Source organism: Luteimonas gilva, from assembly GCF_005239095.1.
GTDB classification, from domain to species: Bacteria; Pseudomonadota; Gammaproteobacteria; order Xanthomonadales; family Xanthomonadaceae; genus Luteimonas_C; species Luteimonas_C gilva.
On record NZ_SZUA01000001.1, the window covers coordinates 982,167 to 1,008,360 of the forward strand.

The window sequence follows — 26,194 nt, forward strand, 5'->3', positions numbered from 1 at the left end:
TGTCTCAAAGCCAGAATTTGATGACTACGCCCAGCGCGACGATCAGGCCGAGGATCATCGCGAAAGCGTAGTGGTACAGATAGCCGGACTGGGTGCGGCGCAGCAGGTTCGCGCCGAAGTCGACCAGTTTTGCGCTGCCGTTGACGAACGCGCCGTCGATCACCTTTTCGTCGTTCTTGCGCGACAGCCTGCCGAGCAGGACGCCGCCGGCGGCGAAGCCCTTGATCCACAGCGCGTCCATGCCGTACTTGTCTTCGAGGATGCGCTTGGGCAGCGCGAAGATGCGCGCGGCCTTCGCAGGCAAGTCGGGCTTCCACCAATACATGATGGTCGCCAGGATGAAGCCAGCCAACACCAGCAGGAACGGCGGCGCATAGAAGCCATGCCAGCCCATCGTGTTCGGCCCGTGCCAGTGCTCTTCCTTGACCTTGAGCACGGTGTCGCGGATCTCGGCCACGTCGATCGAGCCTAGGAAGTACGGCAGCTGCGCGTGATGCCCGGTCCAGTCCGTGCCGAACAGCATCGGGCCGACGGTGAAGTAGCCGACGATGACCGACGGGATCGCCAACAGTATCAGCGGCAGCGTCACCACCCAGGGCGACTCGTGCGGTTCGACCGGGCCATGATGGCCATGGTCGTCGTGCGCATCGGCGTGATGGCCATGACCGTGATCGGCATGCGCATCGCGGAAGCGTTCCTTGCCGAAGAAGGTCATATACAGCAGGCGGAAGCTGTAGAACGAGGTGACGAACGCGCCGAGCAGCACGGCCCAATAGCCATAAGTGGCGATCCAGCTAGGCGCCTCGTGAGCGTGCGCGGCCGCCGCTTCGATGATCGTGTCCTTCGAATAAAACCCGCTGAAGAACGGCGTGCCGACCAGGGCCAGGGTGCCGATCACGCTGGTCCAGAAAGTGACCGGCATGTATTTGCGCAGGCCGCCCATCTTGCGCATGTCCTGCTCGTGGTGCATGCCGATGATCACCGAGCCGGCCGCCAGGAACAGCAGCGCCTTGAAGAAGGCGTGGGTCATCAGGTGGTAGACGGCGGCCGAATACGCGGACACGCCCAGCGCCACGGTCATGTAGCCGAGCTGCGACAGCGTGGAGTACGCGACCACGCGCTTGATGTCGTTCTGGACGATGCCGATCAGGCCGGTGAAGAAGGCCGTGGTCGCGCCGATGAACAGCACGAAGTTCAGCGCGGTCTCGCTCATCTCGAACAGCGGCGACATGCGCGCCACCATGAAGATGCCGGCGGTCACCATGGTCGCGGCGTGGATCAGCGCCGAGATCGGGGTCGGGCCTTCCATCGAATCCGGCAGCCAGACGTGCAGCGGTACCTGCGCCGACTTGCCCATCGCGCCGATGAACAAGCAGATGCAGATCACCGTGGCCACCGACCAAGGATGTCCGTCCATCAACGTCATCTGCGCGCCCGCCATGAGCGGCGCGTTGGCGAAGATCGTGGCGTAGTCGAGCGTGTTGAAGTAGTACAGCAGCGCGGCGATGCCGAGCAGGAAACCGAAATCGCCGACGCGGTTGACCAGGAAGGCCTTCAGGTTGGCGAAGATCGCCGTCGGCCGCTTGAACCAGAAGCCGATCAGCAGGTACGACACCAGGCCCACCGCTTCCCAGCCGAAGAACAGCTGCAGGAAGTTGTTGCTCATCACCAGCATCAGCATGCTGAAGGTGAACAGGCTGATGTAGCTGAAAAAGCGCTGGTAGCCGTCGTCGTCGGCCATGTAGCCGATGGTGTAGATATGCACCAGCAGCGAGACGAAGGTGACCACCACCATCATCATCGCGGTCAGCTTGTCGATCATGAAGCCGACGTGGGCCTCGACGCTGCCGACCTGGAACCAGGTGTAGACGTTCTCGTTGAACGGCGCCGCGCCCTGCAGCAGTTGCCACAAAACGTAGCACGACAGCGCGCAGCTGACCGCCACGCCCAGGATGGTGACGCTGTGCGCCCCCGCCCGGCCGATGCGGCGGCCGAACAGGCCAGCGAGGATCGCGCCGATCAGCGGCGCCAGCACTATGGCCAGCAGGATGGACTTGGAGATCGCGTGTTCGGCACCCGTCATCGGATCAACCCTTGAGTGTGTCGATTTCGGCCACGTCGATCGTGCGCCGGTTGCGGAACAGCGTGACCAGGATCGCCAGGCCGATCGCGGCCTCGGCCGCGGCCACGGTCAGGATGAAGAACACGAACACCTGCCCCGCCGCATCGCCCAGCTCGCGCGAGAACGCGACGAAGTTGATGTTCACCGCCAGCAGCATCAGCTCGATGCACATCAGCAGCACGATCACGTTCTTGCGGTTGAGGAAGATGCCCGCGACGCTGATGCAGAACAGCGCCGCGCCCAGCGCCAGGTAATGGCCCAGACCGATCGTCAAACCCATCATGGCTGCTTCTCCTCGCCCGCCGCCGGCTCGTCGACGTGCTTCTCGGCCGGCATGCTGACCATGCGGAAGCGGTCGGCGGCGCGCACCCGCGCCTGATCGGACGGATTCTGGTGGCGCACGCCCTGGCGGCGGCGCAAGGTCAGCATCACCGCCGCGATCACCGCCACGGTCAGGATCACCGCCGCGGTCTCGAACGGCAGCATGAATTCGGTGAACAGCTTTTGCGCCAGCCAGGTGGTGTTGGGGATATCGGCCGCTTCGGCGTTCTGCGGCTTGAACGGCACCGAACGCGCCCTCACGCCGATCAGCACGACGATCTCGACCAGCATCGCGATCGCCACCAACAAGCCGATCGGCAGATATCGGACGAAGCCTTCCCGCAACGGCGAAGTATCCACGTCCAGCATCATCACCACGAACAAGAACAGCACCATCACCGCGCCGACGTACACCAGAATCAGGACCACGCCGAGGAATTCGGCGCCGGCCAGGATCCAGGTGCAGGCCACGGTGAAGAAGGTCAGCACCAGGAACAATGCGGCGTGTACCGGGTTCTTGACGCTGATCACCGCCACGCCGGACATCACGGTGGCGGCGGCGAAGACGTAGAAGGCGAGCGAGGCAAGGTCCATTCGTTCGTCCTCAGCGGAAGGCGCTGTCTGCGGCGCGGCGTTCGGCGATCTCGGCCTCGAGCCGGTCGCCGATCGCCAGCAGCTGTTGCTTGTTCACGATGTTCTGGCCGCGCTTGTCGAAGTGGTATTCGTGGATGTGGGTCTCCACGATCGAGTCGACCGGGCAGCTTTCCTCGCAGAACCCGCAATAGATGCACTTGAACAGGTCGATATCGTAGCGCGTGGTGCGGCGGGTGCCGTCCGCGCGCTGCTCCGAATCGATGGTGATCGCCAGCGCCGGGCACACCGCCTCGCACAGCTTGCAGGCGATGCAGCGCTCTTCCCCGTTCGGATAGCGGCGCAGCGCGTGCACGCCGCGGAAACGCGGCGACTGCGGCGTTTTCTCCATCGGGTACATCAGCGTGTACTTCGGCTTGAACAGGTATTTCAGGGTCAGGCCGAGGCCGCCGATCAGTTCGATCAGCAGCAGGCTCTTGAAGTAGGAGGTTATCTTGCCCATGTCAGCGGCCCGCCTCGACCACGCCGAAGTAAGCCAGCAGCGCGGCTACCGCGATCCAGGCGATGGTGATGGGAATGAACACTTTCCAGCCCAGGCGCATGATCTGGTCGTAACGGTAGCGCGGGAAAGAAGCGCGGAACCAGATGAAGGCGCTGGCGAAGAAGAACACCTTCGCGAACAGCCACCACCAACCGTCCACCGACAGGAACGGAACGCCCCAGCCGTGGAACGGCGACAGCCAGCCGCCGAGGAAGAAGATCGAGGTCAGGAAGCTGACCAGGATCATGTTGGCGTATTCGGCCAGGAAGAACAGCGCGAACGCCGAACCGGAGTATTCGACCATGTGGCCGGCGACGATTTCCGACTCGCCTTCCACCACGTCGAACGGCGCGCGGTTGGTCTCGGCCACGCCGGACACGAAGTAGACGACGAACATCGGCAGCAGCGGCAGCCAGAACCACTCCAGGAAGCCCAAGTCGCCGGCTTGCGCCATCACGATGCCGCTCAGGTTCAGGCTGCCGGCGAGCATCATCACGCCGACCAGGGCGAAGCCCATCGCGATTTCGTAGGACACCACTTGCGCGGCCGAACGCATCGCGCCGAGGAAGGCGTACTTCGAGTTCGACGCCCAACCGGCGAGAATGATGCCGTACACGCCCAGCGAGGTCATCGCCAGCAGGTACAGCAAGCCGGCGTTGGCGTTGGACAGCACCACTTGCGCGTCGAACGGCACCACCGCCCACGCGGCGAAGGCCGGCGCGAGCGTGATCAGCGGCGCCAGGACGTACAGCGCCTTCTGCGCGCTGCTGGGCTGGATCACTTCCTTGAACAGCAGCTTGAACACGTCGGCGAAAGCCTGCAGCACGCCCATGCCCACGTACATCGGACCGCGGCGCACGTGCATCCAGCCGATCAGCTTGCGTTCCCACACCACGTAGAACGCGACCGCGACGATCACGGGCACGGAAATGGCGAGGATCTTCAAAACGATCCAGATCAGCGCGCCGATGGCGCCGAAAGACAGCAGCCAGTCGCGGAACGGGTCGATGAGCATCGTCGAGATCATGCGCGAGCCACCTTGACCTTGGCGCCGTTGGCCAGCGGCGCGGTCGCGCCGTAGCCGGTTTCGATCCAAGCGCTGCCGGAAGCGACCTTGTCGCTGACGAAGACCTGCAGCGTGGCGATGCCGCGACCGTTGTCGAGCTTGGCCATCGCGCCCTCTTCCAATCCTGCGACGCGGGCGTCGTCGGGATGCAAGGTGACGCGCGGACCGGCGTTCAACGGATGCGCCTGCAGCGCTTCGGCGCGGCGGGTGATGCCGTCGATGCGGTAAATCGCTTGCGAAGCGGCGATTTCGAGGCCCTCGCCCGTTTGCGTCGGCGCCTTCGAAGCCGCCGCATCGACCTTACGCGGCGCAAGGCCGGCACGCAGGCCTGCGATATCGGTGAATTCGAAGCCGGGCGCGGCCAGTTGCGCGCCCAGCGCGCGCAGCACGCGCCAGCCCGGACGCGACTCGTCCGGCAGCTTGCCGGCAGGGACCGCAATTTGGTCGAAGCCGCCGAGATTGGTCAGCGTCGCGTCGATTTCGGGCAGCGAGCCGATCGGCAGGATCACGTCCGCGACCGCGCGGGTGGACTTGCAGGCGAAATGGCTGAACGCGACGACTTGCGCATCGCTCAGCGTCTTCATCGCGACCGCCTGGTCGGCGAAATCCAGGCCCGGCTCGATGCCGTAGATGACGTAGGCGCTGCGCGGCTGTTCGAACATCGCTTTGGCGTCGCGCGATACCGGTAGCACGCCGTGCTTGGCCAAGCCGACCGCGTTCGCGCCCTGCGGAATGCGGCACAGCTTGGCGCCGGTCGCCTGCGCGAGCGAGCGCGCAGCGGCGCGGATCGCGGCCGCATGCGGGCCGTTCTCGGCGACGCCGCCGACGAGGATCGCGGCATTGCCGTTCGCCTCGGACAATAGCTTCGACAAACCCGCGTCGCCGAGCGCGCCGGCGATCTGCGACGGGCGCACGATGCGCTTGCCGGCCAGATCGAAAGCGAAGTCGAAATCGACCGGATTCACCGCATGGATCTTGGCGCCGTTGCGCCAGGCCTTGCGCAGGCGCGCGTGCAGCAGCGGCACTTCGTGGCGGATATTGCTGCCGACGATCAGCACCACCGAAGCTTTTTCCAACTCGGCGACCGGCATGCCGAACGCCTCGGCGACGGCGCCGTCGGACAAGTCGTGCTGCGCGATGCGGTGATCGAGATTGCCGGTGCCCAGCGCTTCGGCCAGACGCGCGAGCAAGGCGCCTTCTTCGTTCGAAGTCGCCGGATGGACCAGCATGCCGAGGTCGTCGGCGGCGTTGTCTTTCAGGATCTTCGCGGCGCGCAGCAAAGCCTCATCCCACGATACGTCGCGCCACTCGCCGTTGTCCTTCACCATCGGCCGCTTGGCGCGGTCTTCGGCATACAGGCCCTGGTGCGAATAGCGGTCGCGATCGGACAACCAGCATTCGTTGACCGCTTCGTTGTCGCGCGGCACCGCGCGCATCACGTCGCCGCGGCGCGAATGGAAGAACAAATTGCTGCCGAGCGCGTCGTGGAAGCCCAGCGAATCCTTGGCGATCAATTCCCACGGCCGGGCGCGGAAGCGGAACACCTTGTTGGTCAGCGCGCCGACCGGGCACACGTCGATGACGTTGCCGGACAGCTCGGTGGTCAGCGGCTTGCCGTCGTAGGTGCCGATTTCCAGGTTTTCGCCGCGCTGCATGCCGCCCAGCTCGTAGGTGCCGGCCACGTCCGCGGTGAAGCGCACGCAACGGGTGCACTGGATGCAGCGGGTCATCTCGGTGGCTACCAGCGGACCCAGGTCCTCGTCGGCGACCACGCGCTTGCGCTCCTGGAAGCGGCTGACCGAACGGCCGTAGCCCAGCGACAGATCCTGCAGTTCGCATTCGCCGCCCTGATCGCAGATCGGGCAGTCGAGCGGATGGTTGATCAGCAGGAATTCCATCACGTTGCGCTGCGACTTCAGCGCCTTGTCGCTGCGCGTGGAGATCTTCATGCCGTCCATCACCGGCGTGGCGCAGGCCGGCGCGGGCTTGGGCATCTTCTCGACTTCGACGAGGCACATGCGGCAGTTGGCCGCGATCGCCAGCTTGTCGTGGTAGCAGAAGCGCGGAATCGGGATGCCGGCCTTGTCGGCGGCCTGGATGATCATCGAGCCCTTCGGCGCGGCGAGCTCCTTGCCGTCGATGAAGACGGTGACGTGGTCGGGCGGCAGATTCGGATTAATGGGTTGCGCGCTCATGCGGCAACTCCCAGCTTCGCGTCGACGATCGAATGACCGTTACGGATGAAGTATTCGAACTCGTCCCAGTAGTGGCGCAGGAAGCCTTGCACCGGCCAGGCGGCGGCTTCGCCGAAGGCGCAGATGGTGTGGCCTTCGATCTGGCCCGCAGCGGCCTTCAGAACGTTCAGGTCGTCGAGCGTGGCCTTGCCGTCGACGATGCGCGTCAGCATGCGGTACATCCAGCCCGTGCCTTCGCGGCAGGGCGTGCACTGGCCGCAGGATTCTGCGTAGTAGAACCGCGCGATGCGCTGGCAGGCGCGGACCATGCAAGTGGTTTCGTCCATCACGATCACCGCGCCCGAACCCAGGCCCGAACCGGCTTTCTGGATGGCGTCGTAATCCATCGTCAGGCCCATCATCGTCTCGGCCGGCAGCACCGGCATCGACGAACCGCCGGGAATCACGCCCTTCAACTTATGCCCGTTGCGCACGCCGCCGGCCATTTCCAGCAATTCGGAGAACGGCGTGCCGAGGCGGATTTCGAAATTGCCCGGATTGTTGACGTGGCCCGACACCGAGAAGATCTTCGGGCCGCCGTTGTTCGGCTTGCCCAGATTCAGGAACCACTCGGCGCCGTTGCGGATGATCGCCGGTACCGAGGCGTAGGTCTCGGTGTTGTTGATCGTGGTCGGCTTGCCGTACAGGCCGAAATTGGCCGGGAACGGCGGCTTGAAGCGCGGCTGGCCCTTCTTGCCTTCCAGCGATTCCATCAGCGCGGTCTCTTCGCCGCAAATATAGGCGCCGGCGCCGAGCGCGTTGTAGATGTCGATGTCGATGCCGCTGCCGAGGATGTTCTTGCCCAGCCAGCCGTTCGCGTAAGCCTCGCGCGTGGCTTCCTCGAGATGCTCGAACGGCTCGTGGTGGAACTCGCCGCGCAGATAGTTGTAGGCCACGGTGCTGCCGGTGGCGTAGCAGGCGATCGCCATGCCCTCGATCACCGCATGCGGGTTGTAGCGCAGGATGTCGCGGTCCTTGGCCGTGCCCGGCTCGGATTCGTCCGAGTTGCAGAGGATGTACTTCTGCATGTCGCCCTTGGGCATGAAGCTCCACTTCAGGCCGGTGGGGAAGCCCGCGCCGCCGCGGCCGCGCAGGCCGGACTGCTTGACCATCTCGACCACGTCGGCCGGCGCGATCTTCTGTTCGATGATCTTGCGCAGCGCGCTGTAGCCGCCGGTCTTCAAATAGTTCTCGTACGACCACGGCTTGTCGAAATGCAGCGTGGTGTAGACGACCTGGTGCTCTTTCGGAGCCGGTCCGACGGGGCCAGTGTGAGTGCCGTGGTGCGCCATGCCCTACTCCAGCCCGTCCAGCAGCTCGTCCACCTTCGCGGGGGTGAGCTTCTCGTGATAATGCCCGTTGATCACCATCACCGGCGCGCCGCAGCACGCGGCCAGGCACTCTTCCTCGCGCTTGAGGAAGACGCGACCGTCGGCGGTGGATTCGCCCAGCTTGCAGCCGAGCTTCTTCTCGGCGTGCGCGACCAGACCTTCGGCGCCGTTGAGCCAGCAGCTGATGTTGGTGCAGAAGGCGACGTTGTTGCGGCCCACCTGGTGCGTCTCGAACATCGAATAGAAGGTCGCGACCTCGTAGGCCCAGACCGGCGGCAGATCCAGGTACTTGGCCACGCCGGCGATCAAGTCGTCGGTCAGCCAGCCGCCGTTCTGTTCCTGTGCGGCGTGCAAGCCTTGCAGCACGGCCGAACGCTTGCGGTCGGGCGGGAACTTGCTCAACCAGTGGTCGATGTGGGCGCGGGTCTTGTCGCTCAGCACGACCAGCGGGTCGACGTTGCGCGCGGTTTCGAAATTGCCGGTAGCTTTCATTCTTCGCGAGCCCTTAACGGTCGATCTCGCCGAACACGATGTCGTAGGTGCCGATCATGGCCACCACGTCGGCCAGCATGTGGCCCTTGACGATCGCGTCCATCGACGACAGGTGGGCGAAGCCCGGCGCGCGCAGCTTGCAGCGGAACGGCTTGTTGGCGCCGTCGCTTACCAGGTACACGCCGAATTCGCCCTTCGGCGCCTCCACCGCGCTGTAGGTTTCGCCGGCGGGCACGCAATAGCCCTCGGTGAACAGCTTGAAGTGGTGGATCAGGGCTTCCATGTCGTCCTTCATCTCCTCGCGGGACGGGGGCGACACTTTGTAGTTGTGCAGCATGACCGGGCCGGGATTGGCCTTCAGCCACTTCACGCATTGCTCGATGATGCGCGTGGACTGGCGCATCTCGGCCACGCGCACCAGGTAACGGTCGTAGCAGTCGCCCTGCACGCCGACGGGGATGTCGAAATCCACAACGTCGTACTTCGCGTAAGGCTGCTTCTTGCGCAGGTCCCAGGCGATGCCCGAGCCGCGCAGCATCGGGCCGGTCATGCCCCAGGCCAGCGCTTGCTCCGGCGTCACCACGCCGATACCGACCGTGCGCTGCTTCCAGATGCGGTTGTCGGTGAGCAGGGTTTCGTATTCGTCGACGCGCTTGGGGAAGTCCTGGGCGAAATATTCCAGGTAATCCAGCAACGAGCCTTCGCGCCAGGAATTGAAGCGCTTCAGGTTCGCTCCCTTGCGCCAGGGCGATTCCTTGTACTGCGGCATGCGATCGGGCAGATCGCGGTAGACGCCGCCCGGACGGTAATAGGTCGCGTGCATGCGCGCGCCGCTGACCGCTTCGTAGCAGTCCATCAGCTCTTCGCGCTCGCGGAACGCGTACAGGAACACCGCCATCGCGCCCAGGTCGAGCGCGTTCGATCCGATCCACATCAGGTGGTTCAGGATGCGGGTGATCTCGTCGAACATCGTGCGGATGTACTGGGCGCGCTCGGGCGCTTCGATCCCCATCAGGGTTTCGATGGCGCGCACGTAGGCGTGCTCGTTGCACATCATCGACACGTAATCCAGGCGATCCATGTAGCCGATCGACTGGTTGAACGGCTTGGATTCGGCCAGCTTCTCGGTGCCGCGGTGGAGCAGGCCCACATGCGGATCGGCGCGTTGCACCACTTCGCCGTCCATTTCCAGGATCAGGCGCAGCACGCCGTGCGCGGCCGGATGCTGCGGGCCGAAGTTCAGCGTGTAGTTGCGGATCTCTTGTTTCGCTTCGGCGCCGTTGCTGGCGAAGCCTTCGCTGGCTTGGCGCGGCTTGGGGAGTTCTACCGCGCTCATTTGGCTTTCTCCGCCGCAGCTTCGCCGGCCGCGGTCTGGTAGCGGGCGTCGTCGCGGATCACGCGCGGCACGCCGACGCGCGGTTCGACCGAGGTGACCGGCTCGTACACCACGCGCTGTTTCTCGGCGTCGTAGCGCACTTCGACGTTGCCGATCAGCGGAAAATCCTTGCGGAACGGATGGCCGACGAAACCGTAGTCGGTCAGGATGCGGCGCAAGTCGGGGTGGCCGCGGAAGATGATGCCGACCAGATCGAAGGCTTCGCGCTCGAACCAATCGACGCCGACCCACACGCCGTGCAGCGAATCCACCACCGGCAGATCGTCGTTCTCGCAGAACGCGCGCAGGCGCAAGCGGCGGTTGTGCTGCAGCGACAACAGGTGCGCGACGGCGGCGAAGCGCTGCTTCGGCAGCGGCATCGCGCTCTCGCCCTGCGGCTCGGGCACCTGCTGGCTCGGCGTTTCGCCGAATTTGAAGCGGCCGACGTTGCGGCCTTCCACGCCGCGGCTGAAGCCTTCGGAGGACACGTCGGTGTCCCACTCGTCGCTGCCGTAGCCGAGGTAGTCGACGCCGCAGACGTCGACGCACTGCTCGAAACCGAATTCGTCGCGCAGCGCCTGCGCGGCGGCGAGCCAGCCGGCCGACGGGACTTCGATCGTCACCTCGCCGCGCGGCAGCGCGACGTCGACATGGGCCTCAGGAAAGCGGGCGCGCAGGCGATCGGCGAAAGCGGTCGCGGTCTCGCTCATGCGACGGCGCCTTCGGCGGGCGCGCCGCGCTTGCCCATGAACGGATTGCCTTCGCTGCGGCGGATCTTCTTCTGCAGCTGCAGGATGCCGTAGATCAGCGCCTCGGCGGTCGGCGGGCAACCGGGCACGTAGATGTCGACCGGCACGATCCGGTCGCAACCGCGCACCACCGCGTAGCTGTAGTGGTAATAGCCGCCGCCGTTGGCGCAGCTGCCCATCGAAATGACCCATTTCGGGTCAGGCATCTGGTCGTAGACCTTGCGCAGCGCCGGGGCCATCTTGTTGACCAGGGTGCCGGCCACGATCATCACGTCGGACTGGCGCGGCGACGGGCGAAACACGACGCCGAAGCGGTCCAAGTCCAGGCGCGCGGCGCCGGCGTGCATCATTTCGACCGCGCAACAGGCCAGGCCGAAGGTCATCGGCCACATCGATCCCGTCCGCGCCCAGTTCCACAACGCGTCGAAGCTGGTGGTGACGAAGCCCTGTTCCAGCAGCGGATTGTCGCCCTCGGGCCGCAGGATGTCGTCCAGCCGCCCTTCCGGCAGCGGGTTGTGCATCAAGCCCGAAACGGTTTGGATCACTCCCATTCCAGCGCGCCCTTCTTCCAGACGTAGACGAAGCCCAGGAACAACATGCCGACGAACAGGCCCATGGTGACCAGTCCGCGCGCGCCGAGATCGTGGAACACCTGCGTCCACGGCACGATGAAGATGATTTCCAGATCGAAAATGATGAACTGGATGGCGATCAGGTAATAGCGCACGTCGAACTGCATGCGCGCGTCCTCGAACGGGACGAAGCCGCATTCGTACGCGGAGAGTTTTTCGGCGCTGGGGCGCTTGGGCCCGAGCAGATTGCCGATGATGAGCAATGCGACGCCGATGCCGGTCGCCACGATCAAAAACAGCAGGGTCGGCAGGTATTCGGCCAGCACTCGCTATCTCTCTCGGCTACTAGCCGCGTCGCCGCGGCCGTTGCTCGACGCCGGCTCGCGCCGGACATCGCGATGCTCTCCTGCGTGAAACCGCACAGCTCGTGCGTGCCGCGCGCGGGGGAGCGCTTGTGTTTGGTGCCCAAGGGGGGACTCGAACCCCCACGACCTAAGCCGCTACCACCTCAAGGTAGTGCGTCTACCAATTCCGCCACCTGGGCTGAAACGCGACGCCGATGCGCTGGCGTCAGTCGCTCATTGTAAGCGTTATCAACCGCCTTGCGGAGTGGCTGGCGGCGTTTGCGCAGGCTGCGCCGGAGTCTGCTGCGGCGTTTGCGCGGGCGCGGACTGCTGAGGTTGCGGTTGCGCACCTTGCGAAGCCGGCGCCTGCGGAATGGCCGCGGGCGCATTGGACGGCGCGGACGGGATCGCGGCCGGCGGTTGCGCGCCGTTGCCGGCGGGCTGCTGCGCCATCACGCCCAGGTCCTGCTGCGCGGGCACGGCGCCGGTGTTGCGGGTGTGGTACCAGGCCATGAACAGGCTGATCGCGAAGAACGTGATCGCCAGCCATTTGGTGCTCTTGGACAGGAAGTTCGACGCGCCGCGCGCGCCGAACACGGTGGCCGAAGCGCCCGCGCCGAAGCCGGAACCGGCCTGCGCACCCGCGCCCCGCTGCATGAGGATCAGCGCGATCATGGCGATCGCGAGCAACACGTAGATTACGTTGAGGACGAGCAGGAGCATCAGGAACCTTGGCTATCGTTTAGGCCATCGCCGCGGCGATAGCGAGGAAATCACGGGCGACCAGCGAGGCGCCGCCCACCAACCCTCCGTCGACGTCGGGCTGCGAGAACAGCGCGGAGGCGTTGTCGGGCTTGCAGCTGCCTCCGTACAGGATCGGCAGCGAATCGGCGATTTTAGCATCCAGTGCCGCGATCTCGCCACGAATGAAGGCGTGCACGGCCTGCGCCTGCTCGGGCGTGGCGGTCTTGCCGGTGCCGATCGCCCAGACCGGCTCGTAGGCCACCACGGCGCTGGCGAAGGCTTCCGCGCCGCCCTGGGCCAGGACCGGGGCCAGCTGTTCGCGGATCCGCCACTCGGTGCGGTCCCCTTCCCGTTCTTCCAGGGTCTCGCCGACGCACAGGATCGGGGCCAGACCGGCCCGCTTGGCGGCGAAGAACTTGGCGGCGACCGCCTCGCTGGTCTCGCCGTGGTACTGGCGGCGCTCGGAATGGCCGACCAAGCCGTAGCGGCAGCCGATTTCCTTGAGCATGGCGGCGGATACCTCGCCGGTATAGGCGCCCTTGTCGTTGGCGCTGACGTCCTGGGCGCCGAAACCGATGCCGCGGGCGGCGTAGAGGTCGATCAACTCGGCCAGATAAGGCATCGGCGGCAGGACCACGAGCTCGGCGCCCGCGGCCGGCCGGCCGGCGACCAATTCGTCGATCAGGGCGCGCGCGAAGGCGCGGTCCCCGTGCAGTTTCCAGTTGCCCGCCACGATCCTGGGTCGCATTCCGGCTCCGCCGCTCATGAAAACGGCGGATAGGATAGCGGCGCCTCCCCAGCGCCGCATCCGCGCTCGGCCCGTCACAGGGGCCGAGGCGACCCCCGCATCACTTCCAGAGCGCCATCACCACGGCCAGGACCAGCAGCAGCTGCAGGCCCCATTGCGTGTACGAGATCTTCTGTTTGTTGTCCGAACCGTGCATCCCTATTCCCTTCCCCGACCGGCGCCGTTGCCGGCGCCACTCCGTCTCCCCCCGCTCTATCCGAAGCAAGCCCTGTGCCACCGGCTGAATGCGCGATCGGCGCCTTAACCGGCGTTCGGCGAGTCGAGACTTGCCGCATTGGGTCATTCGCGTCCAACGATGACCTTCATCCGTGTCAACGCGGAGACAAGCGCGAAAAGGCCGCGATTGCGATCGATGTCCCAAATGCGCCTTCGAAACAGAGGCGACGACGCCCCTGCTTCTCCTTCTCTCATCGGGAGAAGCAAGCATGGGCCTCCAGCGCGTTAAGCTTTGCCGATGACGATCAAATACCAATTCGACGTCGATCTCGCCGACCCCAACAACGGCCACAGCCTGATCCACCAACTCGCCGTGAGCTCGGGCAAGCCGGCGATGGAGGTGCTGGAAATCGGCTGCTCCAGCGGTTACGTGGGCGCGACCCTCGTCGCCAAGGGCCACCGGGTCACCGGCGTCGAGCTGGATCCCGAAGCCGCCGAAGCGGCCCGCTCCGCGCTGCAGGAAGTGTTCACCGGCGACGCCGACGCGTTCTTCCGCGCCCATCCCGACCGCCGCTTCGACGCGATCCTGCTCGGCGACGTGCTCGAGCACATGGCCGAGCCCGGCGCCACGCTCGCGCGCTGCGCCTCGCGCCTGACGCCGGAGGGGGCGCTCGCGATCTCGTTGCCTTGCGTGGCCCACGGCAGCATCCGCGCGATGCTGCTCGAAGGGCGCTGGGACTACGCAGACTACGGCCTGCTGGACCGCACCCACCTGCGTTTCTTCTCGTACCAAGGCATGCTCGATTTGTTGGCCGGCGCTGGATTGCGCATCGAGAAACTGCATGCGGTGTTGATGCCGATCGAAACCGCATCGCGCGAATACGGAATGAACCTGACCGCCGAATCGATCGCCGCGGTGGAAAGCTTGGCGAAGGACGACGGACTGCTCGATTTCCAGTACCTGATCCTCGCGCGCCCGGCCGCACCCGAAGGACTCGCCGAGCGCAACGCCGCCGTACCGGTGCAGCGCATTCCCGCGCCGCGCCGGCCAGGCGAAAAATCGGCGGCGCAACAATGGCGGGTGGGCGCGTTCCGGAGGTTGCTGGGCGGCATCGCCCGCCGCCGCTTCCGCGGCGCGGAGCGCGCCGGATGAGCGGGCGCGCGCTGGTCACCGGCGCGTCCAGCGGCATCGGCGCCGCCATCGCCCGCGAATACGCGCGCCGCGGCGTGCCGCTGATCCTGAGCGCGCGCCGAGTCGACCGGCTCGAAGCGCTGGCGCAGGAACTGCGTGGGCAGATCGAAGTCGACGTGATCGCCGCCGACCTCTCTTCGCCCGATGCGCCCAAGGCGCTGTGCGAGGAAATCGAACGGCGCGGATTGGCCGTGCGGATCCTGGTCAACAACGCGGGCTACGGCGTGCCGGGCCGCTATCTGAAGAACGATTGGAAAACGCACGCCGATTTCCTGCAGGTGATGATCGGCGCGGTGAGCGAGCTGACTTGGCGCTTGCTGCCTTCGATCCGAGCGCAAGGCGACGGCCGCATCCTCAACGTGTCCTCGTTCGCCGCGTTGATGCCGGCCGCGGACGGGCAAACGCTGTACGCGCCGGTGAAGGCTTTTCTGGTGAGATTCAGCGAGGCCTTGTCGCTGGAGAACGCCGACCGCGGCGTGCATGCGACAGCCTTGTGCCCCGGTTTCACCTGGTCCGAATTCCACGACGTCACCGGCACCCGCGACATGATGAACCGGTTGCCGAAACGGATGTGGCTGCAGGCCGACGACGTGGCGCGCGCCGGCATCGACGGCGTCGAGCGCGGCAAGACGATCGTCGTGCCCGGGCTGTTCTACAAGACGCTGTATTGCCTGGTCCGCCATCTGCCCGACGCTTGGGCGCTGAAGTTGATGGCGCGCAACTCCTCGAAGATCAGGAGAACCTGATGCCGCCGAATCGCCCCCGCCCTGCCCGACTCCCCATCCTGCCGTACCGCAAGCCGACATTGGGCCGCGATTACTGGCTGCTGGACGATGCCGTCGCCGACGCAGACGCGATCCGGGCGCGCTGCCTGGCCAAGACCGACTGGACCGAGGGCTATCCGTACAAGCCCGAAAGCTGGCCGGGCCTGCGCACGACTCCGGGCCTGCAGCCGCAAGAACTGGAACCCATCGAGGCCTGGGTCAAACAGGTCACCGGCGCCAAGCAACTCTGGGAACAAACCGCGCCCGACGGCAAGCGGCTCAACCACAATTGCATCCAGGTGGTCGGCATCGACGAATGCGAGCCGCGGCCGCATACCGATTCGCGCGATCTATGCCGCTACGCCGCGGTGCTCTATCTCAACCCGAACGTGCCCGACCATTGCGGCACCGCGTTCTACCGGCAACGCCTGCCCGGCGGGCAATTGGGCGGCAACACGGTGATGCCGCCGCACAACAACATGGTCGATGCGCTGGGCACGCGCTTCGTGGCCCCGGACGCTTTCGCCGAGGACGTGCGCGTGCCGCACCGCTACAACCGCCTGCTGCTGTACCGCGCCAACCTGATCCACAGCGCCACCGCGTATTGGGGTCAGACGCTGATGGAAAAGCGGATGGCGGCCGTGTTCTTCTGGATGGCGGGCAGCCTGTTGTCCAACGTCGCGCCGTTTTTGTAGAGTCGAGCCCGCTCGACTGCTATTGCACGTTCACGCGATGTGATCGAAAGGCAGTCGAGCAGGCTCGACTCTACGAAGGCGGGTCAGTCTGCCTTTAGGGCTTGTTCGCCCGTTTCGGGAAAACGGAACGCGCGCTGGCCGCCCTTGCCGTCGGCGACGTTGCGGATGTCGATATGCCAACGCCATTCGCCGCGGCCGAAGCGCGCTTTCGACAACTGCATTTCCCGCGCCCGCGTGCGGCGGAAGTTGTAGTCCGCCTTAGGCTTGCCGGCTTCGTCCAGCGACGCGGTCGCGCCGTTGAAGGGCACGGTGGTGCCGGACCAGCCGCGATGGTTCCACCACTTCGGACTATCGGGACTGGCCGGCGCGGCGTCCGGCTTATCCGCGGGCCATTCGCCCAGTTGCGCGGAGACGTGCAGGTTCAGCGGCCTGTCCAGGCCAGGCGCGGCGACCGTCAAATCCGCCATGCCGAAGCTGTCGGCCGGCAGCGTGTAGCAGAGCCACACGTAATCGCGGTCCTGGAACAGGTAAAGGTCGACCTCGTCGGCGATGCGATGCTTGGAATGCGCCAGCGCCGGATATTCGCCGCAGGCGCCGTCGAGCAAGGGATAAGCGGCTCCGCCGCTTTTTTCGGCCGCGTCGACCGCCGATGCGGTCAACAACAAGGACAACAGCGCCGTCTTGCGGATCATGTCCTGCCCTCTGCGAACGCTTTTCGTAGAGTCGAGCCTGCTCGACTGCTTTTCCCGGCGGTCGCGGCGATCAAAAAGCGGTCGAGCAGGCTCGACTCTACGGATAGCGGTTATTTGAGCTTGATTTCCTTCAGCCGCTCTTCCAGATAGCCCTGCGCGGTGATCGGCTCGGGGTAGCGACTGGGATTGTCGGCGGTGACCGTGGACGGCAGCACGTCGATCAGGAAATCCGGATTCGGGTGCAGGAAGAACGGCGTCGAATAGCGCGGCTTGCGCGCTTCTTCGCCCGGCGGATTGACCACGCGGTGCGTGGTCGACGGATACACGTGGTTGGTCAGCCGCTGCAGCATGTCGCCGATGTTGACCACGATGGTGTCGGCCTCGGCGGTGAACGGCACCCACTCGCCCTTGCGCGACTTCACTTCCAGGCCGGCGGCGCTGGCGCCGACCAGCAAGGTGATCAGGTTGATGTCCTCGTGCGCACCGGCGCGCACGTTCGGAATGTCGTCGGCGGTGATCGGCGGATAGTGGATGGGGCGCAGGATCGAATTGCCGAAATTGGTCTTGTCGACGAAGTAATCCTCGGGCAGGCCGATGTGCAGCGCCAACGCCGACAGCACGCGCGAACCGAGCTGGTCGAGGGTCTGGTACAAGCCGTAGCCGACGTCCTTGAAATCGGGGACTTCCTCCGGCCACAGGTTCGGCGGCATCACGTCGGCGTATTGGGAATCGCGCGGAATTTCGCGGCCGATGTGCCAGAACTCCTTCAGGTCGGAGTACTTGGCGCCCTTGGCCGTCTCCACGCCGAACGGCGTGTAGCCGCGCGCGCCGCCGCCGCCGGGCACGTGGTACTTCTTCTTGGTGTCTTCCGGCAGCGCGAAGAAGCGCTTGAACACGTCGTAGGACGCGTCGATCTGCGCTTGCGGGATGCCGTGGCCGCTGATGCCGGCGAAGCCCCATTCGCGGTAGGCCGCGCCGAGTTCGGCGACGAAGGTTTCGCGGTCCGTTTCGAAGCGGCGGATGTCGAGGGTGGGAATGCGTGAACTCATGGCTTTGCTCTTGCCCTTAGCTGTCATTCCCGCGAAAGCGGGAATCCAGTGACTTTAGTTCTTGATCTGTAAGTGTGACGCGGTCCTGCGCGAAAAGCCGAACCCTCTCCCTGGCCTTCGGCCTATCCCTCTCCCGTAACAAGGGAGAGGGTAGAAGTTAGTGTTTCGCTGCGGACTGTACCGCTCCCGCCAACTTGTCCAATGTGCGCTGCATCAACGCATCGTCGTCGGCCTCGACCGTCACCCGGACCACCGGTTCGGTACCCGACGGCCGCAGGAAAGCGCGGCCGCGCCCCTGCACTGCCGCCTGCGCTTCGGCCAGCGCGGCTTTGACGCTCTCGGCTTCCGCCGGTTTCGCGCCGTTGCCGTAACGCACGTTGACGGTCTTCTGTGGAACCTTGCTCAGGCCCTTCAGCGCATCGCGCAGCGAGACGGCGCGGCGGCGCAGCACTTCCAGCACCTGCAGCGCGCTGACGATGCCGTCGCCGGTGCTGGCGCGGTCCAGGCACAGCAGATGGCCGGAAGCTTCGCCGCCGAGCACGCTGCCATGCTCGACCATGGCCTGGTGCACGTAACGGTCGCCGACCTTGGCGCGGACGAAGCCGATGCCGCGTTCGGCCAGCGCGCGCTCGAAGCCGTAATTGGTCATCAGCGTGCCGACCACGGGGCCTTGCAGGCGGCCGCTGTCCTGCCAGTCGCAGGCCAGCGCGTACAGCAGATCGTCGCCGTCGCATACCGTGCCGCCGCCGTCGACGAACAGCACGCGGTCGCCGTCGCCGTCGAAGGCGATGCCGAGTTCCGCGCCGGTTTCCAGCACCCGCGCGGCCAGGGCCTCCGGATGGGTGGAGCCGACGCGATCGTTGATGTTCAAGCCGTTCGGCTCGACGCCGATCGCCTCCACCCGCGCGCCGAGCTCGCGCAGCACCAGCGGGCCGATCTGGTAGGTCGCGCCGTTGGCGCAATCGACCACGATCCGCATGCCGCTCAGGTCGAAACCCTTGGGCACCGAGTTCTTGCAATGCTCGACATAGCGGCCGATCGCATCGCGCGTGCGCACCGCGCGCCCCAGATGCTCCGACGACACGGTGCGGAACGGTTGTTCCAACGCGGCTTCGATCGCCGATTCGGTCGCGTCGTCCAGCTTTTCGCCGTCGGCCGAGAAGAACTTGATGCCGTTGTCGTAATGCGGATTGTGCGAAGCGGATATGACGATGCCGCCGTCGGCGCGCAGCGAGCGGGTGAGATGCGCCACCGCCGGGGTCGGCATCGGCCCCATCAGCTGCACGTCCACGCCGGCGGCGACCAGGCCGGCTTCCAGCGCGGCTTCGAACATGTAGTTCGAAATGCGGGTGTCCTTGCCGATGATCACCTGCGGGTTGCGCCACTCCGATTTCTTCAGCGCATGGCCGTAGGCGTTGCCCAGGCGCAGCACGAAATCGGCCGAGATCGCGCCTTCGCCGACGCGGCCGCGGATGCCGTCGGTACCGAAGTACTTGCGGCTCATGCCGCCTCCGCGTCGTCTTCCGGCGCCGGCTGCTTCGTCAGCAGGGCCAACAGGTGCGCGATGCGGTCGCGCAGTTCGCGGCGGTCGCAGATCTGGTCGATCGCGCCGTGGTCGAGCAGGAATTCGGAACGCTGGAAGCCTTCGGGCAGCGTCTCGCGCACGGTCTGTTCGATCACGCGCGGCCCGGCGAAGCCGATCAGCGCCTCCGGCTCGGCCAGGTTGATGTCGCCGAGCATCGCGAACGAAGCCGACACGCCGCCGGTGGTCGGGTGGGTCATCACCGAAACGTAAGGCAATCCCGCCGCGCGCAATCGGCCCAATGCCGCCGAAGTCTTGGCCATCTGCATCAGCGAGAACAGGCTTTCCTGCATGCGCGCACCGCCGCTGGCGGAGAAGCTGACGTAGGGACTGCCGATCTCCAGCGCGCGTTCGGCCGCCAGCGCGAAGCGTTCGCCGACCACCGAGCCCATCGAACCGCCCATGTAGGCGAAATCGAAAGCGCTGGCGACGATCGGGCGCCGCTTCAGCGTGCCCTGCATCGCGATCAGCGCGTCGCGCTCGCCGGTGGCTTTCTGCGCGGCCTTGATCCGGTCGGAATATTTTTTCTGGTCCTTGAACTTGAGGACGTCGGTCGGGCCGAGCGCGGCGCCGATTTCCTCGCCGGCACCGCCGTCCAAGAACGAAGCCAGCCGCGCGCGGGCGCGGATTGGCATGTGGAAGCCGCACTTCGGGCAGACCTCCAGGTTCTCTTCCAGCTCGGGCCGGTACAGCACCGAGCCGCAGCGCTCGCATTTCTCCCACAGGCCTTCGGGGACGCTGCGTTTCCTGCCGGCGCCGCTGTCGGTGCGGATCCGGGAAGGCATCAATTTCTTCAGCCAGCTCAAGCGGCACTCACCTTCTGGGTTCGGTTCGAGGAAGCCGGCCGCGGCCGGGTCCTCGTCGGTTGCTCAGTCTAGCGCAGCGCCCGCGGGCGCCCTCAAAGCGCGTCCAATGCAGCGCGCAACGGCGCTAGGAAGGCCCGGGCGCGGGCCGCGGCATCGTCGGCATCCGCGGCTTCGGCCAAAGCCGACACCAGGGCGCTGCCCACGATGGCGCCGTCGGCCGCCTGCGCCATCGCCGCCGCGCTGGCCGCGTCCTTGATGCCGAAGCCGGCCAGCACCGGCGCCGCGCTCAAGGCGCGCACCGTGCGCAGGCGTTCTGACGCCGCCGCGACGTCGAGCCGGTCGGCGCCGGTCACGCCGGCGAAACTGACGTAGTACAGATAGCCCTCGGCGTCCGCGCAAAGTTTGCGCAAGCGCGCTTCCGGCGTGGTCGGCGAGGCGAGCTGGATCAGCACCAGACCGTGTTCGGCCAAAGCGGCGCGGCATTCGCCCGCTTCTTCGGGCGGCAGGTCGACCAATAGCAGACCGTCCACGCCGGCCGCGGCCGCTTCTGCGGCGAAACGGGCGTAGCCGCGGACTTCGATGGGATTCAGATAGCCCATCAATACCAGCGGCGTGTCGCGATCGCGTTCGCGGAAAGCGCGCACGCATTCGAGCACGTACGCCAGGCCCGCGCCGCGCGCCAGCGCGCGCTCGGAGCTGCGCTGGATGGTCGGGCCTTCGGCCATCGGATCGGAAAACGGCACGCCGAGCTCGATCGCGTCCGCGCCCGCGTGCGCCAGCGCGTGCAGCACCGGCACCGTGGCCTGCAGCGACGGATCGCCGGCGGTGACGAACGGCACCAGCGCCTTGCGGCCCGATTCGCGCAGCGCGCCGAAACGCGCCGTCAATCGGCTCATCCCTTGCTCGGCTCCTCGAAGGTCGCCACGCCGGTGTCGAGCTTCACCCCGGCCGCGGCGTACTCCGCCGCCAATTCCGACTCGCCGACGTTGACGCCGCGCTCGGCGCCCAGGCCGTCCAGGTTCTCGTTGAGCATGCGCCGGTACATGGTGGTCATGTAGTCCAGGAATTCCTTGCGCTCGCCCGCCGGGTCGCTGACGTTGGCCAGGTACACGTGCGCATTGAAACGCGAAGCCGCGTACATGCTGGCCATGCTGATCCGCTTCAGGCCCTGCTGCTGGGACTGCTTGTTGGTCAGCTCCAGGTATTCGTTGACGCAGGTGAAGAACGCCGGATCCAGCTGGTTCTGCTGCGGATTCTGGGCCTGGGTCTGGTTTTCATCGCTCATTGCTCTTGCTCCATTGCGTGTTTCGTGTGGTCTTTTTTTAGACGCGGATCGAATCTGATCAACACGGATAAAAGCGAAACAATATAAAAGCTTTATCCGCGTTTATCGGATCTGATCCTTGTCTAAAAAGCTCATAACAAAATCCCTTCGCGCGCGGCGATGGTATGCACGTCCTTGTCGCCGCGGCCTGACAAATTGCACAGCACCAGCGCGTCCTGCGGCATTTCGCACGCCAGTTTGATGGCTTGCGCGATGGCGTGGCTGGATTCCAGCGCCGCCAGGATGCCTTCGGTCTTGGCCAGCAAATGGAAGGCGGCCAGGGCTTCGTCGTCGGTCACGCCGACGTATTCGGCGCGGCCGCTGTCCTTCAGGAAGGCGTGCTCGGGGCCGACGCCGGGATAGTCCAGGCCGGCCGACACCGAATGGGTTTCGATGATCTGGCCGTCGTCGTCGCACAACACGTAGGTGCGGTTGCCGTGCAGCACGCCGGGGCGCCCGGCCGCCAGCGACGCCGCGTGATGTCCGCTGGCGATGCCCTCGCCCGCCGCTTCGGCGCCGACAATGCGCACGTCCGCATCGTTGAGGAAGGCGTGGAACAAGCCGATGGCATTGCTGCCGCCGCCGACGCAAGCGGTGATCGCATCGGGCAAACGCCCGTACTCGGCCATCATCTGCGCGCGCGCTTCGCGGCCGACCACGGCGTTGAAATCGCGCACCATCCGCGGATACGGATCGGGGCCGGCGACGGTGCCGATGATGTAGAACGTGTCGCGGACGTTGGTCACCCAGTCGCGCATCGCTTCGTTCAGCGCGTCCTTCAGCGTCTGCGAGCCGCTGGTCACCGGCACCACGGTCGCGCCGAGCAGCTTCATCCGGTAGACGTTGATCTTCTGGCGCTCGATGTCGGTGGCGCCCATGTAGACCACGCATTCCAGGCCCAGCCGTGCGGCGACGGTGGCGCTGGCCACGCCGTGCTGGCCGGCGCCGGTCTCGGCGATGATCCGGGTCTTGCCCATGCGGCTGGCGAGCAGGGCCTGGCCGATGGTGTTGTTGATCTTGTGCGCGCCGGTGTGGTTCAGGTCTTCGCGCTTGAGCAGGATGCGCGCGCCGCCGACCTGATCGCTCAAACGCTCGGCGTGATAAATCGGGCTGGGCCGGCCGACGTAGTGCGCTAGGTCCTTTTCGAAGGCGGCGACGAAGGCCGGGTCGACCCGCGCGGCGTCGTAGGCCGCGGCCAGCTCCTCGACCGGGCCGATCAGGGTTTCGGCGACGAAACGCCCGCCGTAGCGGCCGAAATGGCCGCCGGCATCGGGCAAGGCGTGGTAATCGATGGGATTTCCGCCTTCGGCCGGCGGCATCGGGCGCCGGCTAGGATTCGTGGCAATCGGCACGTCTGACTTCTAGAACGAAACGCCGCATCTTATCGCCATCCTTGATTCCGGGCTCGCTTTCGATGCCCGAGGCCGCGTCCACGCCCCAAGGCAAGGTGGCCAGGACCGCGTCGAAGGCGTTGTCCGGGTTCAGCCCGCCGGCGACGACGATGGGCTTGTTCAGGCCGGCCGGGATCCGGCTCCAGTCGAAGGTACGGCCGGTCCCGCCGCCGGTGGGTCCGTAGCTGTCGAACAGGAAGGCCGAAGCGCCGGGATAGCGGGTCTGCAAGGCGCGCGCGTCGAGCGGGTCGGCGTCGGCGCGCATCGGGATGGCTTTCATATAGGGCACGCCGAAGCCGCGGCAGAAGGCGTCGTCCTCGTCGCCATGGAACTGCAGCAAGGTCGGACGCACTTGCTTGACCACATCGCGCACTTCCTCGACGCCGTTGTTCCTGAACAAGGCGACCGCATCGACCAGCGGCGCCATCGCGTTGCGCATCGCCCGCGCTTCGGTCGGGTGGACGCGGCGCGGGCTGTCGGGGGAGAAGATGAAGCCGACCGCGTCCACGCCCAGTTCGCTGGCCAGGCGCACGTCGCCGGCGCGGGTGAAACCGCAGAATTTGATGCGAGTGCGGAATAGCAGTTTGTTCACGGCGCGACCTTGTTCATAGCAGGACCTCGGCGGGCAAACCCCATTCTGGCCCATACCGGGGTCCCAAGAACGTGAGACCCTCCGGCGGGGCCGTCGGCCCGGCCAGCGTGCGGTCGCGGCCGCGCAGTACTTCGCCGATCCACGCTTCCGGACGTTCGCCGGCGCCCACTTCCAGCAAGCTGCCCACGATATTGCGGACCATGTGATGGAGGAAGGCATTGGCCTGCAGCTCGAACACGACCTGCTCGCCCTCGCGGCGCACCGCGATCGCCTGCATGTCGCGGCGCGCATGCGGCGCCTGGCAATGCACGGTGCGGAACGCGGAAAAATCCTGTTCGCCGAGCAAGGCTTGCGCGGCGCGGTGCATCGCCGCCGCATCCAGCGGGCGCCGTTCCCACGACAGGTATTGGCGTTCCAGCGCCGGCCGCACCGGGCGGTTCAATAGCCGATAGCGATAGCGCCGGGCGCGCGCCGAAAAACGGGCATGGAAATCGTCCGCCACCGGCAAGCACCAGCGCACGCACATCGCCGGCGGCAAGCGGCTGGTGACGCCCAGCATCCAGCCGCGCGGTTCGCGCGCGGCGTCGCTGTCGAAGTGCACGACCTGGCAGGCGGCATGCACGCCGGCATCGGTGCGGCCGGCGCAGACGGTGTCGATCGGCGCATCGGCGACGAAGGACAGCGCATGTTCCAACGCCGCTTGCAGGCTGCCCGGATCGGGTTCCCCCGGCTTGCTGAGCCGCTGCCAGCCGAGGAATTCGCCGCCGTCGTACTCGATGCCCAGCGCGTAGCGGGTCACGGCCGCCGAACGCGATCGGTCATCGCGGCAAGTCTTGCAGCAGGCGCACCGCTTCGGCGCGGGCGTCGGGATCGCCGACCTGGACGATTTCCTGCAGCAGGCCGCGTGCGGTGTCGTTGTCGCCCAGGTCCAGATAGGCGCGCGCCAATTCCAGGCGTTCGTGGCCGACGCGCAATTCGCCGCGCTCGCCGCGATCGCTGCGCTCGCTACCGTCGGCATGCCAGGTCGGGGAAACGGCCGAGGTTCCACTCCAACTCGGCGCGGCCGTCGGCGCAGCGGCGCCGTTGCCGCTGGCGCGCGTTTCGGCCTTGGCCGGCGGAATATGGGCGAAGGAAACTTCGGGTTCCGCAGGCTTGGCGTTCGGCACGCTGGCCGCCAATTCGGCCGTGCCGACGCGGGGGCGTGCCGCGGGCTTGGCCGCGACGGCCGATCGCGAATTGCGGCGGGCCAGCCACCAACCGATCAAGCCGAGCAGCACCAAGACCAAACCGCCGCCCAGCCACAAAACCGTGCCCGAACCGGCCTGCTCGGCGGCCGGCGCCGCCGGTTGCGCCTGCGCGGTCGCGGACTTGGCCGCGGCTTGCTGGTTCGACTGCGCCAGGCGCTGCTGCGCGGCGGCCAGTTCGGTGTCCTTCAGCGTGATCAACTGCTGCTGTTGCTGCTGCAGTTTTTCCAGCTCGGCCAGGCGGGACTTCAGCTCCTGCACTTCGGCGTCGCGCGCCGCCAGGGTTTCTTTGGTCGTTTGCAATTCCTGTCGCACCATCTCGCCCTCGCCTCCGGCGCTGGCGCCGGATCTAGTGCCCGCCTGTGCGGCGCGATCGGCCGACGGCGGAACGATTTCAAGCCTCGCGCCGGCCACGCGGCCGCCGCTCGCGGACGCCGCCGCCGAAGTCGCTTGCGCCGTGGCGGAAGTTTCCGCGGTCGCGGCGATGGCCTGCGCCCGGGCGCGCCTATCGCGGCGCCATTGTTCGATCTGATCGCGCACGATCACCGCAGCCTCGGCCGCGCCGAGGCTGGCGATTTCGTTCTCGCCGGGCACGCGCAGCACCGCGCCGCGCTTGAGCTTGTTGATGTCGTTGCCGATGAACGCATCCGGATTGGTGCGCAACAACGCCAGCATGGTCTGGTCGAGGGTGTAGCCGCCCGGCTTCACGCCGCCGGCGATCTCGGACAAGGTCTGGCCGGCGCGCACCGGTCCGTATTCGTTCGGCGAAGCGACCGCAGCCGCGGCTTCGTCCGCCCGCGGAGCCGCCGGCACGGGCGCAGGCGCCGGTGCGATCGCCGTCGGCGGCGGCGATTCGGCGGCCGGCTGCTGAGCGATGGCGCCGGGCTCGGTCGGCGTCGGCGCGGCTTCGGTCGGCGCCGCTTCGATCGGCGCTTGCGTTGCCGGCGGACGCACCACCGTATCCGTCTGCGCGGTCTGCGGCGCTTCGATCATCGGCGCGCTCGGCGAAGGCGCATCGCGCGGCGTGTCGACCAGGGCCGAGTATTCGCGCACCAGCTTGCCCTGGCCCCACTCGACTTCGACCAGGAAGGTCAGCATCGGCTGGTCGATCGGCTTGGTGCTGGTGACCCGCACCGCCAGGCCGCCGCTGCTGTCGCGGACGACCTCGAAGTGCAGGTCTGCGACTAGGCCTTGCGGCGGATCCAGGCCGATCCGGGCGAAGGTTTCCGGCGAGGCCAGCCGCGCCTGGAGCTGCTCCAGCTCGGCCGGGTCGTTGGAAATGATCGGGATTTCGGCCAACAGCGGCTGATTGGGCTTGGACTTGACCTGGATCTGGCCCAAGCCCAACGCCAGCGCCTGCCCGCAGGCCAGCGCCAGCAGCAACGCGCACACGAACCGGACCATCCCTCTCGCCATC

27 protein-coding genes and 1 tRNA gene are annotated in these 26,194 nt (G+C 66.4%); 3 read left to right on the forward strand and 25 right to left on the reverse strand.

Translation table 11 applies throughout. The features are described 5' to 3' along the window. Positions 1-4: 4 nt before the first annotated feature. The 15 genes from nuoL to tpiA all read right to left on the reverse strand — a co-directional run bounded on the left by nuoL (position 5) and on the right by tpiA (position 13,230). Entirely contained in the window at positions 5-2,083 is a 2,079-nt protein-coding gene (nuoL, locus tag FCE95_RS04530; protein ID WP_137265772.1) for an NADH-quinone oxidoreductase subunit L, read from the reverse strand. Positions 2,084-2,087: 4 nt separating this feature from the next. After that, positions 2,088-2,402: an NADH-quinone oxidoreductase subunit NuoK gene (nuoK, locus tag FCE95_RS04535; RefSeq protein WP_137266447.1), complete on the reverse strand. Its 315-nt coding sequence runs from the start codon at positions 2,400-2,402 to the stop codon at positions 2,088-2,090. Beyond that, complete coding sequence (locus FCE95_RS04540; RefSeq protein ID WP_137265773.1) at positions 2,402-3,037, reverse strand: NADH-quinone oxidoreductase subunit J; 636 nt, start codon at positions 3,035-3,037, stop codon at positions 2,402-2,404. Before FCE95_RS04540 ends, nuoK begins: the two co-directional genes overlap by 1 nt. A 10-nt stretch (positions 3,038-3,047) precedes the next feature. Further along, positions 3,048-3,536 carry an NADH-quinone oxidoreductase subunit NuoI gene (gene nuoI, locus FCE95_RS04545; RefSeq protein WP_137265774.1) on the reverse strand — a complete coding sequence of 163 codons (489 nt, stop codon included), beginning with the start codon at positions 3,534-3,536 and terminating at the stop codon, positions 3,048-3,050. A gap of 1 nt (position 3,537) precedes the next feature. Further along, on the reverse strand, positions 3,538-4,602 hold the full coding sequence (gene nuoH, locus FCE95_RS04550; RefSeq protein WP_137265775.1) for an NADH-quinone oxidoreductase subunit NuoH: 1,065 nt from the start codon (positions 4,600-4,602) through the stop codon (positions 3,538-3,540). Next, positions 4,599-6,836, reverse strand: a complete 2,238-nt coding sequence (gene nuoG / locus FCE95_RS04555; protein WP_137265776.1) for an NADH-quinone oxidoreductase subunit NuoG — start codon at positions 6,834-6,836, stop codon at positions 4,599-4,601. Before nuoG ends, nuoH begins: the two co-directional genes overlap by 4 nt. Continuing rightward, a complete protein-coding gene (gene nuoF / locus FCE95_RS04560) occupies positions 6,833-8,167 on the reverse strand; it encodes an NADH-quinone oxidoreductase subunit NuoF (protein WP_137265777.1) in 1,335 nt (444 codons plus the stop codon). The genes nuoG and nuoF overlap by 4 nt, the downstream gene beginning before the upstream one ends. A 3-nt stretch (positions 8,168-8,170) precedes the next feature. Further along, on the reverse strand, positions 8,171-8,698 hold the full coding sequence (gene nuoE, locus FCE95_RS04565; protein WP_137265778.1) for an NADH-quinone oxidoreductase subunit NuoE: 528 nt from the start codon (positions 8,696-8,698) through the stop codon (positions 8,171-8,173). Between the two features lie 13 nt (positions 8,699-8,711). After that, positions 8,712-10,034, reverse strand: coding sequence for an NADH-quinone oxidoreductase subunit D (locus tag FCE95_RS04570; RefSeq protein WP_137265779.1), 1,323 nt, complete (start codon positions 10,032-10,034; stop codon positions 8,712-8,714). Beyond that, on the reverse strand, positions 10,031-10,783 hold the full coding sequence (locus FCE95_RS04575; protein ID WP_137265780.1) for an NADH-quinone oxidoreductase subunit C: 753 nt from the start codon (positions 10,781-10,783) through the stop codon (positions 10,031-10,033). Before FCE95_RS04575 ends, FCE95_RS04570 begins: the two co-directional genes overlap by 4 nt. Beyond that, complete coding sequence (locus FCE95_RS04580; RefSeq protein ID WP_137265781.1) at positions 10,780-11,373, reverse strand: NuoB/complex I 20 kDa subunit family protein; 594 nt, start codon at positions 11,371-11,373, stop codon at positions 10,780-10,782. The genes FCE95_RS04575 and FCE95_RS04580 overlap by 4 nt, the downstream gene beginning before the upstream one ends. After that, complete coding sequence (locus FCE95_RS04585) at positions 11,364-11,720, reverse strand: NADH-quinone oxidoreductase subunit A (protein WP_137265782.1); 357 nt, start codon at positions 11,718-11,720, stop codon at positions 11,364-11,366. The genes FCE95_RS04580 and FCE95_RS04585 overlap by 10 nt, the downstream gene beginning before the upstream one ends. A gap of 133 nt (positions 11,721-11,853) precedes the next feature. Then, a tRNA-Leu gene (locus FCE95_RS04590) sits at positions 11,854-11,938 on the reverse strand. A 49-nt stretch (positions 11,939-11,987) separates the two neighbouring features. Beyond that, positions 11,988-12,461 carry a preprotein translocase subunit SecG gene (secG, locus tag FCE95_RS04595; protein ID WP_137265783.1) on the reverse strand — a complete coding sequence of 158 codons (474 nt, stop codon included), beginning with the start codon at positions 12,459-12,461 and terminating at the stop codon, positions 11,988-11,990. A gap of 19 nt (positions 12,462-12,480) precedes the next feature. Beyond that, on the reverse strand, positions 12,481-13,230 hold the full coding sequence (gene tpiA / locus FCE95_RS04600; protein WP_137265784.1) for a triose-phosphate isomerase: 750 nt from the start codon (positions 13,228-13,230) through the stop codon (positions 12,481-12,483). 514 nt (positions 13,231-13,744) lie between these two features. On the opposite strand from tpiA, the gene FCE95_RS04605 reads away from it, so the two are divergent. From FCE95_RS04605 to FCE95_RS04615, 3 genes are read left to right on the forward strand one after another with little or no spacing between them, the layout of a single operon-like run. After that, on the forward strand, positions 13,745-14,599 hold the full coding sequence (locus FCE95_RS04605) for a class I SAM-dependent methyltransferase (RefSeq protein ID WP_137265785.1): 855 nt from the start codon (positions 13,745-13,747) through the stop codon (positions 14,597-14,599). Beyond that, positions 14,596-15,384 (forward strand): SDR family NAD(P)-dependent oxidoreductase, encoded by a 789-nt coding sequence (locus FCE95_RS04610; protein ID WP_137265786.1) that lies wholly within the window; start codon positions 14,596-14,598, stop codon positions 15,382-15,384. The genes FCE95_RS04605 and FCE95_RS04610 overlap by 4 nt, the downstream gene beginning before the upstream one ends. Beyond that, positions 15,384-16,097, forward strand: a complete 714-nt coding sequence (locus FCE95_RS04615; RefSeq protein WP_137265787.1) for a DUF6445 family protein — start codon at positions 15,384-15,386, stop codon at positions 16,095-16,097. Before FCE95_RS04610 ends, FCE95_RS04615 begins: the two co-directional genes overlap by 1 nt. A gap of 83 nt (positions 16,098-16,180) precedes the next feature. Here FCE95_RS04615 and FCE95_RS04620 read toward each other — a convergent pair whose 3' ends face one another. The 10 genes from FCE95_RS04620 to FCE95_RS04665 all read right to left on the reverse strand — a co-directional run bounded on the left by FCE95_RS04620 (position 16,181) and on the right by FCE95_RS04665 (position 26,181). After that, positions 16,181-16,789, reverse strand: a complete 609-nt coding sequence (locus tag FCE95_RS04620; protein ID WP_137265788.1) for a hypothetical protein — start codon at positions 16,787-16,789, stop codon at positions 16,181-16,183. A gap of 110 nt (positions 16,790-16,899) precedes the next feature. Next, the gene (locus FCE95_RS04625) at positions 16,900-17,838 is read right to left on the reverse strand and encodes an isopenicillin N synthase family dioxygenase (protein ID WP_137265789.1); all 939 of its coding nucleotides are present in this window, start codon (positions 17,836-17,838) and stop codon (positions 16,900-16,902) included. 157 nt (positions 17,839-17,995) lie between these two features. Further along, the gene (gene glmM / locus FCE95_RS04630) at positions 17,996-19,342 is read right to left on the reverse strand and encodes a phosphoglucosamine mutase (RefSeq protein ID WP_137265790.1); all 1,347 of its coding nucleotides are present in this window, start codon (positions 19,340-19,342) and stop codon (positions 17,996-17,998) included. After that, the gene (accD, locus tag FCE95_RS04635) at positions 19,339-20,226 is read right to left on the reverse strand and encodes an acetyl-CoA carboxylase, carboxyltransferase subunit beta (RefSeq protein ID WP_137265791.1); all 888 of its coding nucleotides are present in this window, start codon (positions 20,224-20,226) and stop codon (positions 19,339-19,341) included. The genes glmM and accD overlap by 4 nt, the downstream gene beginning before the upstream one ends. Positions 20,227-20,318: 92 nt before the next feature. After that, positions 20,319-21,122 (reverse strand): tryptophan synthase subunit alpha, encoded by an 804-nt coding sequence (gene trpA, locus FCE95_RS04640; protein ID WP_137265792.1) that lies wholly within the window; start codon positions 21,120-21,122, stop codon positions 20,319-20,321. Next, positions 21,119-21,511: a DUF3144 domain-containing protein gene (locus tag FCE95_RS04645; protein ID WP_137265793.1), complete on the reverse strand. Its 393-nt coding sequence runs from the start codon at positions 21,509-21,511 to the stop codon at positions 21,119-21,121. Before FCE95_RS04645 ends, trpA begins: the two co-directional genes overlap by 4 nt. 131 nt (positions 21,512-21,642) lie before the next feature. Beyond that, positions 21,643-22,869: a tryptophan synthase subunit beta gene (trpB, locus tag FCE95_RS04650; RefSeq protein WP_137266448.1), complete on the reverse strand. Its 1,227-nt coding sequence runs from the start codon at positions 22,867-22,869 to the stop codon at positions 21,643-21,645. Positions 22,870-22,879: 10 nt separating this feature from the next. Continuing rightward, positions 22,880-23,533 carry a phosphoribosylanthranilate isomerase gene (locus tag FCE95_RS04655; RefSeq protein WP_137265794.1) on the reverse strand — a complete coding sequence of 218 codons (654 nt, stop codon included), beginning with the start codon at positions 23,531-23,533 and terminating at the stop codon, positions 22,880-22,882. Between the two features lie 13 nt (positions 23,534-23,546). Continuing rightward, the gene (gene truA, locus FCE95_RS04660) at positions 23,547-24,332 is read right to left on the reverse strand and encodes a tRNA pseudouridine(38-40) synthase TruA (RefSeq protein ID WP_137265795.1); all 786 of its coding nucleotides are present in this window, start codon (positions 24,330-24,332) and stop codon (positions 23,547-23,549) included. Positions 24,333-24,351: 19 nt separating this feature from the next. Continuing rightward, positions 24,352-26,181 carry a motility hub landmark protein FimV gene (locus tag FCE95_RS04665; protein WP_223266775.1) on the reverse strand — a complete coding sequence of 610 codons (1,830 nt, stop codon included), beginning with the start codon at positions 26,179-26,181 and terminating at the stop codon, positions 24,352-24,354. Between the last annotated feature and the right edge of the window lie 13 nt (positions 26,182-26,194).

Bases quoted from the DNA above. Each gene is read 5' to 3' on its own strand.
- nuoL (WP_137265772.1), bottom strand. From the start codon at position 2,083: ATGACGGGTGCCGAACACGCGATCTCCAAGTCCATCCTGCTGGCCATA.
- nuoK (WP_137266447.1), bottom strand. From the start codon at position 2,402: ATGGGTTTGACGATCGGTCTGGGCCATTACCTGGCGCTGGGCGCGGCG.
- FCE95_RS04540 (WP_137265773.1), bottom strand. From the start codon at position 3,037: ATGGACCTTGCCTCGCTCGCCTTCTACGTCTTCGCCGCCGCCACCGTG.
- nuoI (WP_137265774.1), bottom strand. From the start codon at position 3,536: ATGGGCAAGATAACCTCCTACTTCAAGAGCCTGCTGCTGATCGAACTG.
- nuoH (WP_137265775.1), bottom strand. From the start codon at position 4,602: ATGATCTCGACGATGCTCATCGACCCGTTCCGCGACTGGCTGCTGTCT.
- nuoG (WP_137265776.1), bottom strand. From the start codon at position 6,836: ATGAGCGCGCAACCCATTAATCCGAATCTGCCGCCCGACCACGTCACC.
- nuoF (WP_137265777.1), bottom strand. From the start codon at position 8,167: ATGGCGCACCACGGCACTCACACTGGCCCCGTCGGACCGGCTCCGAAA.
- nuoE (WP_137265778.1), bottom strand. From the start codon at position 8,698: ATGAAAGCTACCGGCAATTTCGAAACCGCGCGCAACGTCGACCCGCTG.
- FCE95_RS04570 (WP_137265779.1), bottom strand. From the start codon at position 10,034: ATGAGCGCGGTAGAACTCCCCAAGCCGCGCCAAGCCAGCGAAGGCTTC.
- FCE95_RS04575 (WP_137265780.1), bottom strand. From the start codon at position 10,783: ATGAGCGAGACCGCGACCGCTTTCGCCGATCGCCTGCGCGCCCGCTTT.
- FCE95_RS04580 (WP_137265781.1), bottom strand. From the start codon at position 11,373: ATGGGAGTGATCCAAACCGTTTCGGGCTTGATGCACAACCCGCTGCCG.
- secG (WP_137265783.1), bottom strand. From the start codon at position 12,461: ATGCTCCTGCTCGTCCTCAACGTAATCTACGTGTTGCTCGCGATCGCC.
- tpiA (WP_137265784.1), bottom strand. From the start codon at position 13,230: ATGCGACCCAGGATCGTGGCGGGCAACTGGAAACTGCACGGGGACCGC.
- FCE95_RS04605 (WP_137265785.1), top strand. From the start codon at position 13,745: ATGACGATCAAATACCAATTCGACGTCGATCTCGCCGACCCCAACAAC.
- FCE95_RS04610 (WP_137265786.1), top strand. From the start codon at position 14,596: ATGAGCGGGCGCGCGCTGGTCACCGGCGCGTCCAGCGGCATCGGCGCC.
- FCE95_RS04615 (WP_137265787.1), top strand. From the start codon at position 15,384: ATGCCGCCGAATCGCCCCCGCCCTGCCCGACTCCCCATCCTGCCGTAC.
- FCE95_RS04620 (WP_137265788.1), bottom strand. From the start codon at position 16,789: ATGATCCGCAAGACGGCGCTGTTGTCCTTGTTGTTGACCGCATCGGCG.
- FCE95_RS04625 (WP_137265789.1), bottom strand. From the start codon at position 17,838: ATGAGTTCACGCATTCCCACCCTCGACATCCGCCGCTTCGAAACGGAC.
- glmM (WP_137265790.1), bottom strand. From the start codon at position 19,342: ATGAGCCGCAAGTACTTCGGTACCGACGGCATCCGCGGCCGCGTCGGC.
- trpA (WP_137265792.1), bottom strand. From the start codon at position 21,122: ATGAGCCGATTGACGGCGCGTTTCGGCGCGCTGCGCGAATCGGGCCGC.
- FCE95_RS04645 (WP_137265793.1), bottom strand. From the start codon at position 21,511: ATGAGCGATGAAAACCAGACCCAGGCCCAGAATCCGCAGCAGAACCAG.
- trpB (WP_137266448.1), bottom strand. From the start codon at position 22,869: ATGCCGCCGGCCGAAGGCGGAAATCCCATCGATTACCACGCCTTGCCC.
- FCE95_RS04665 (WP_223266775.1), bottom strand. From the start codon at position 26,181: ATGGTCCGGTTCGTGTGCGCGTTGCTGCTGGCGCTGGCCTGCGGGCAG.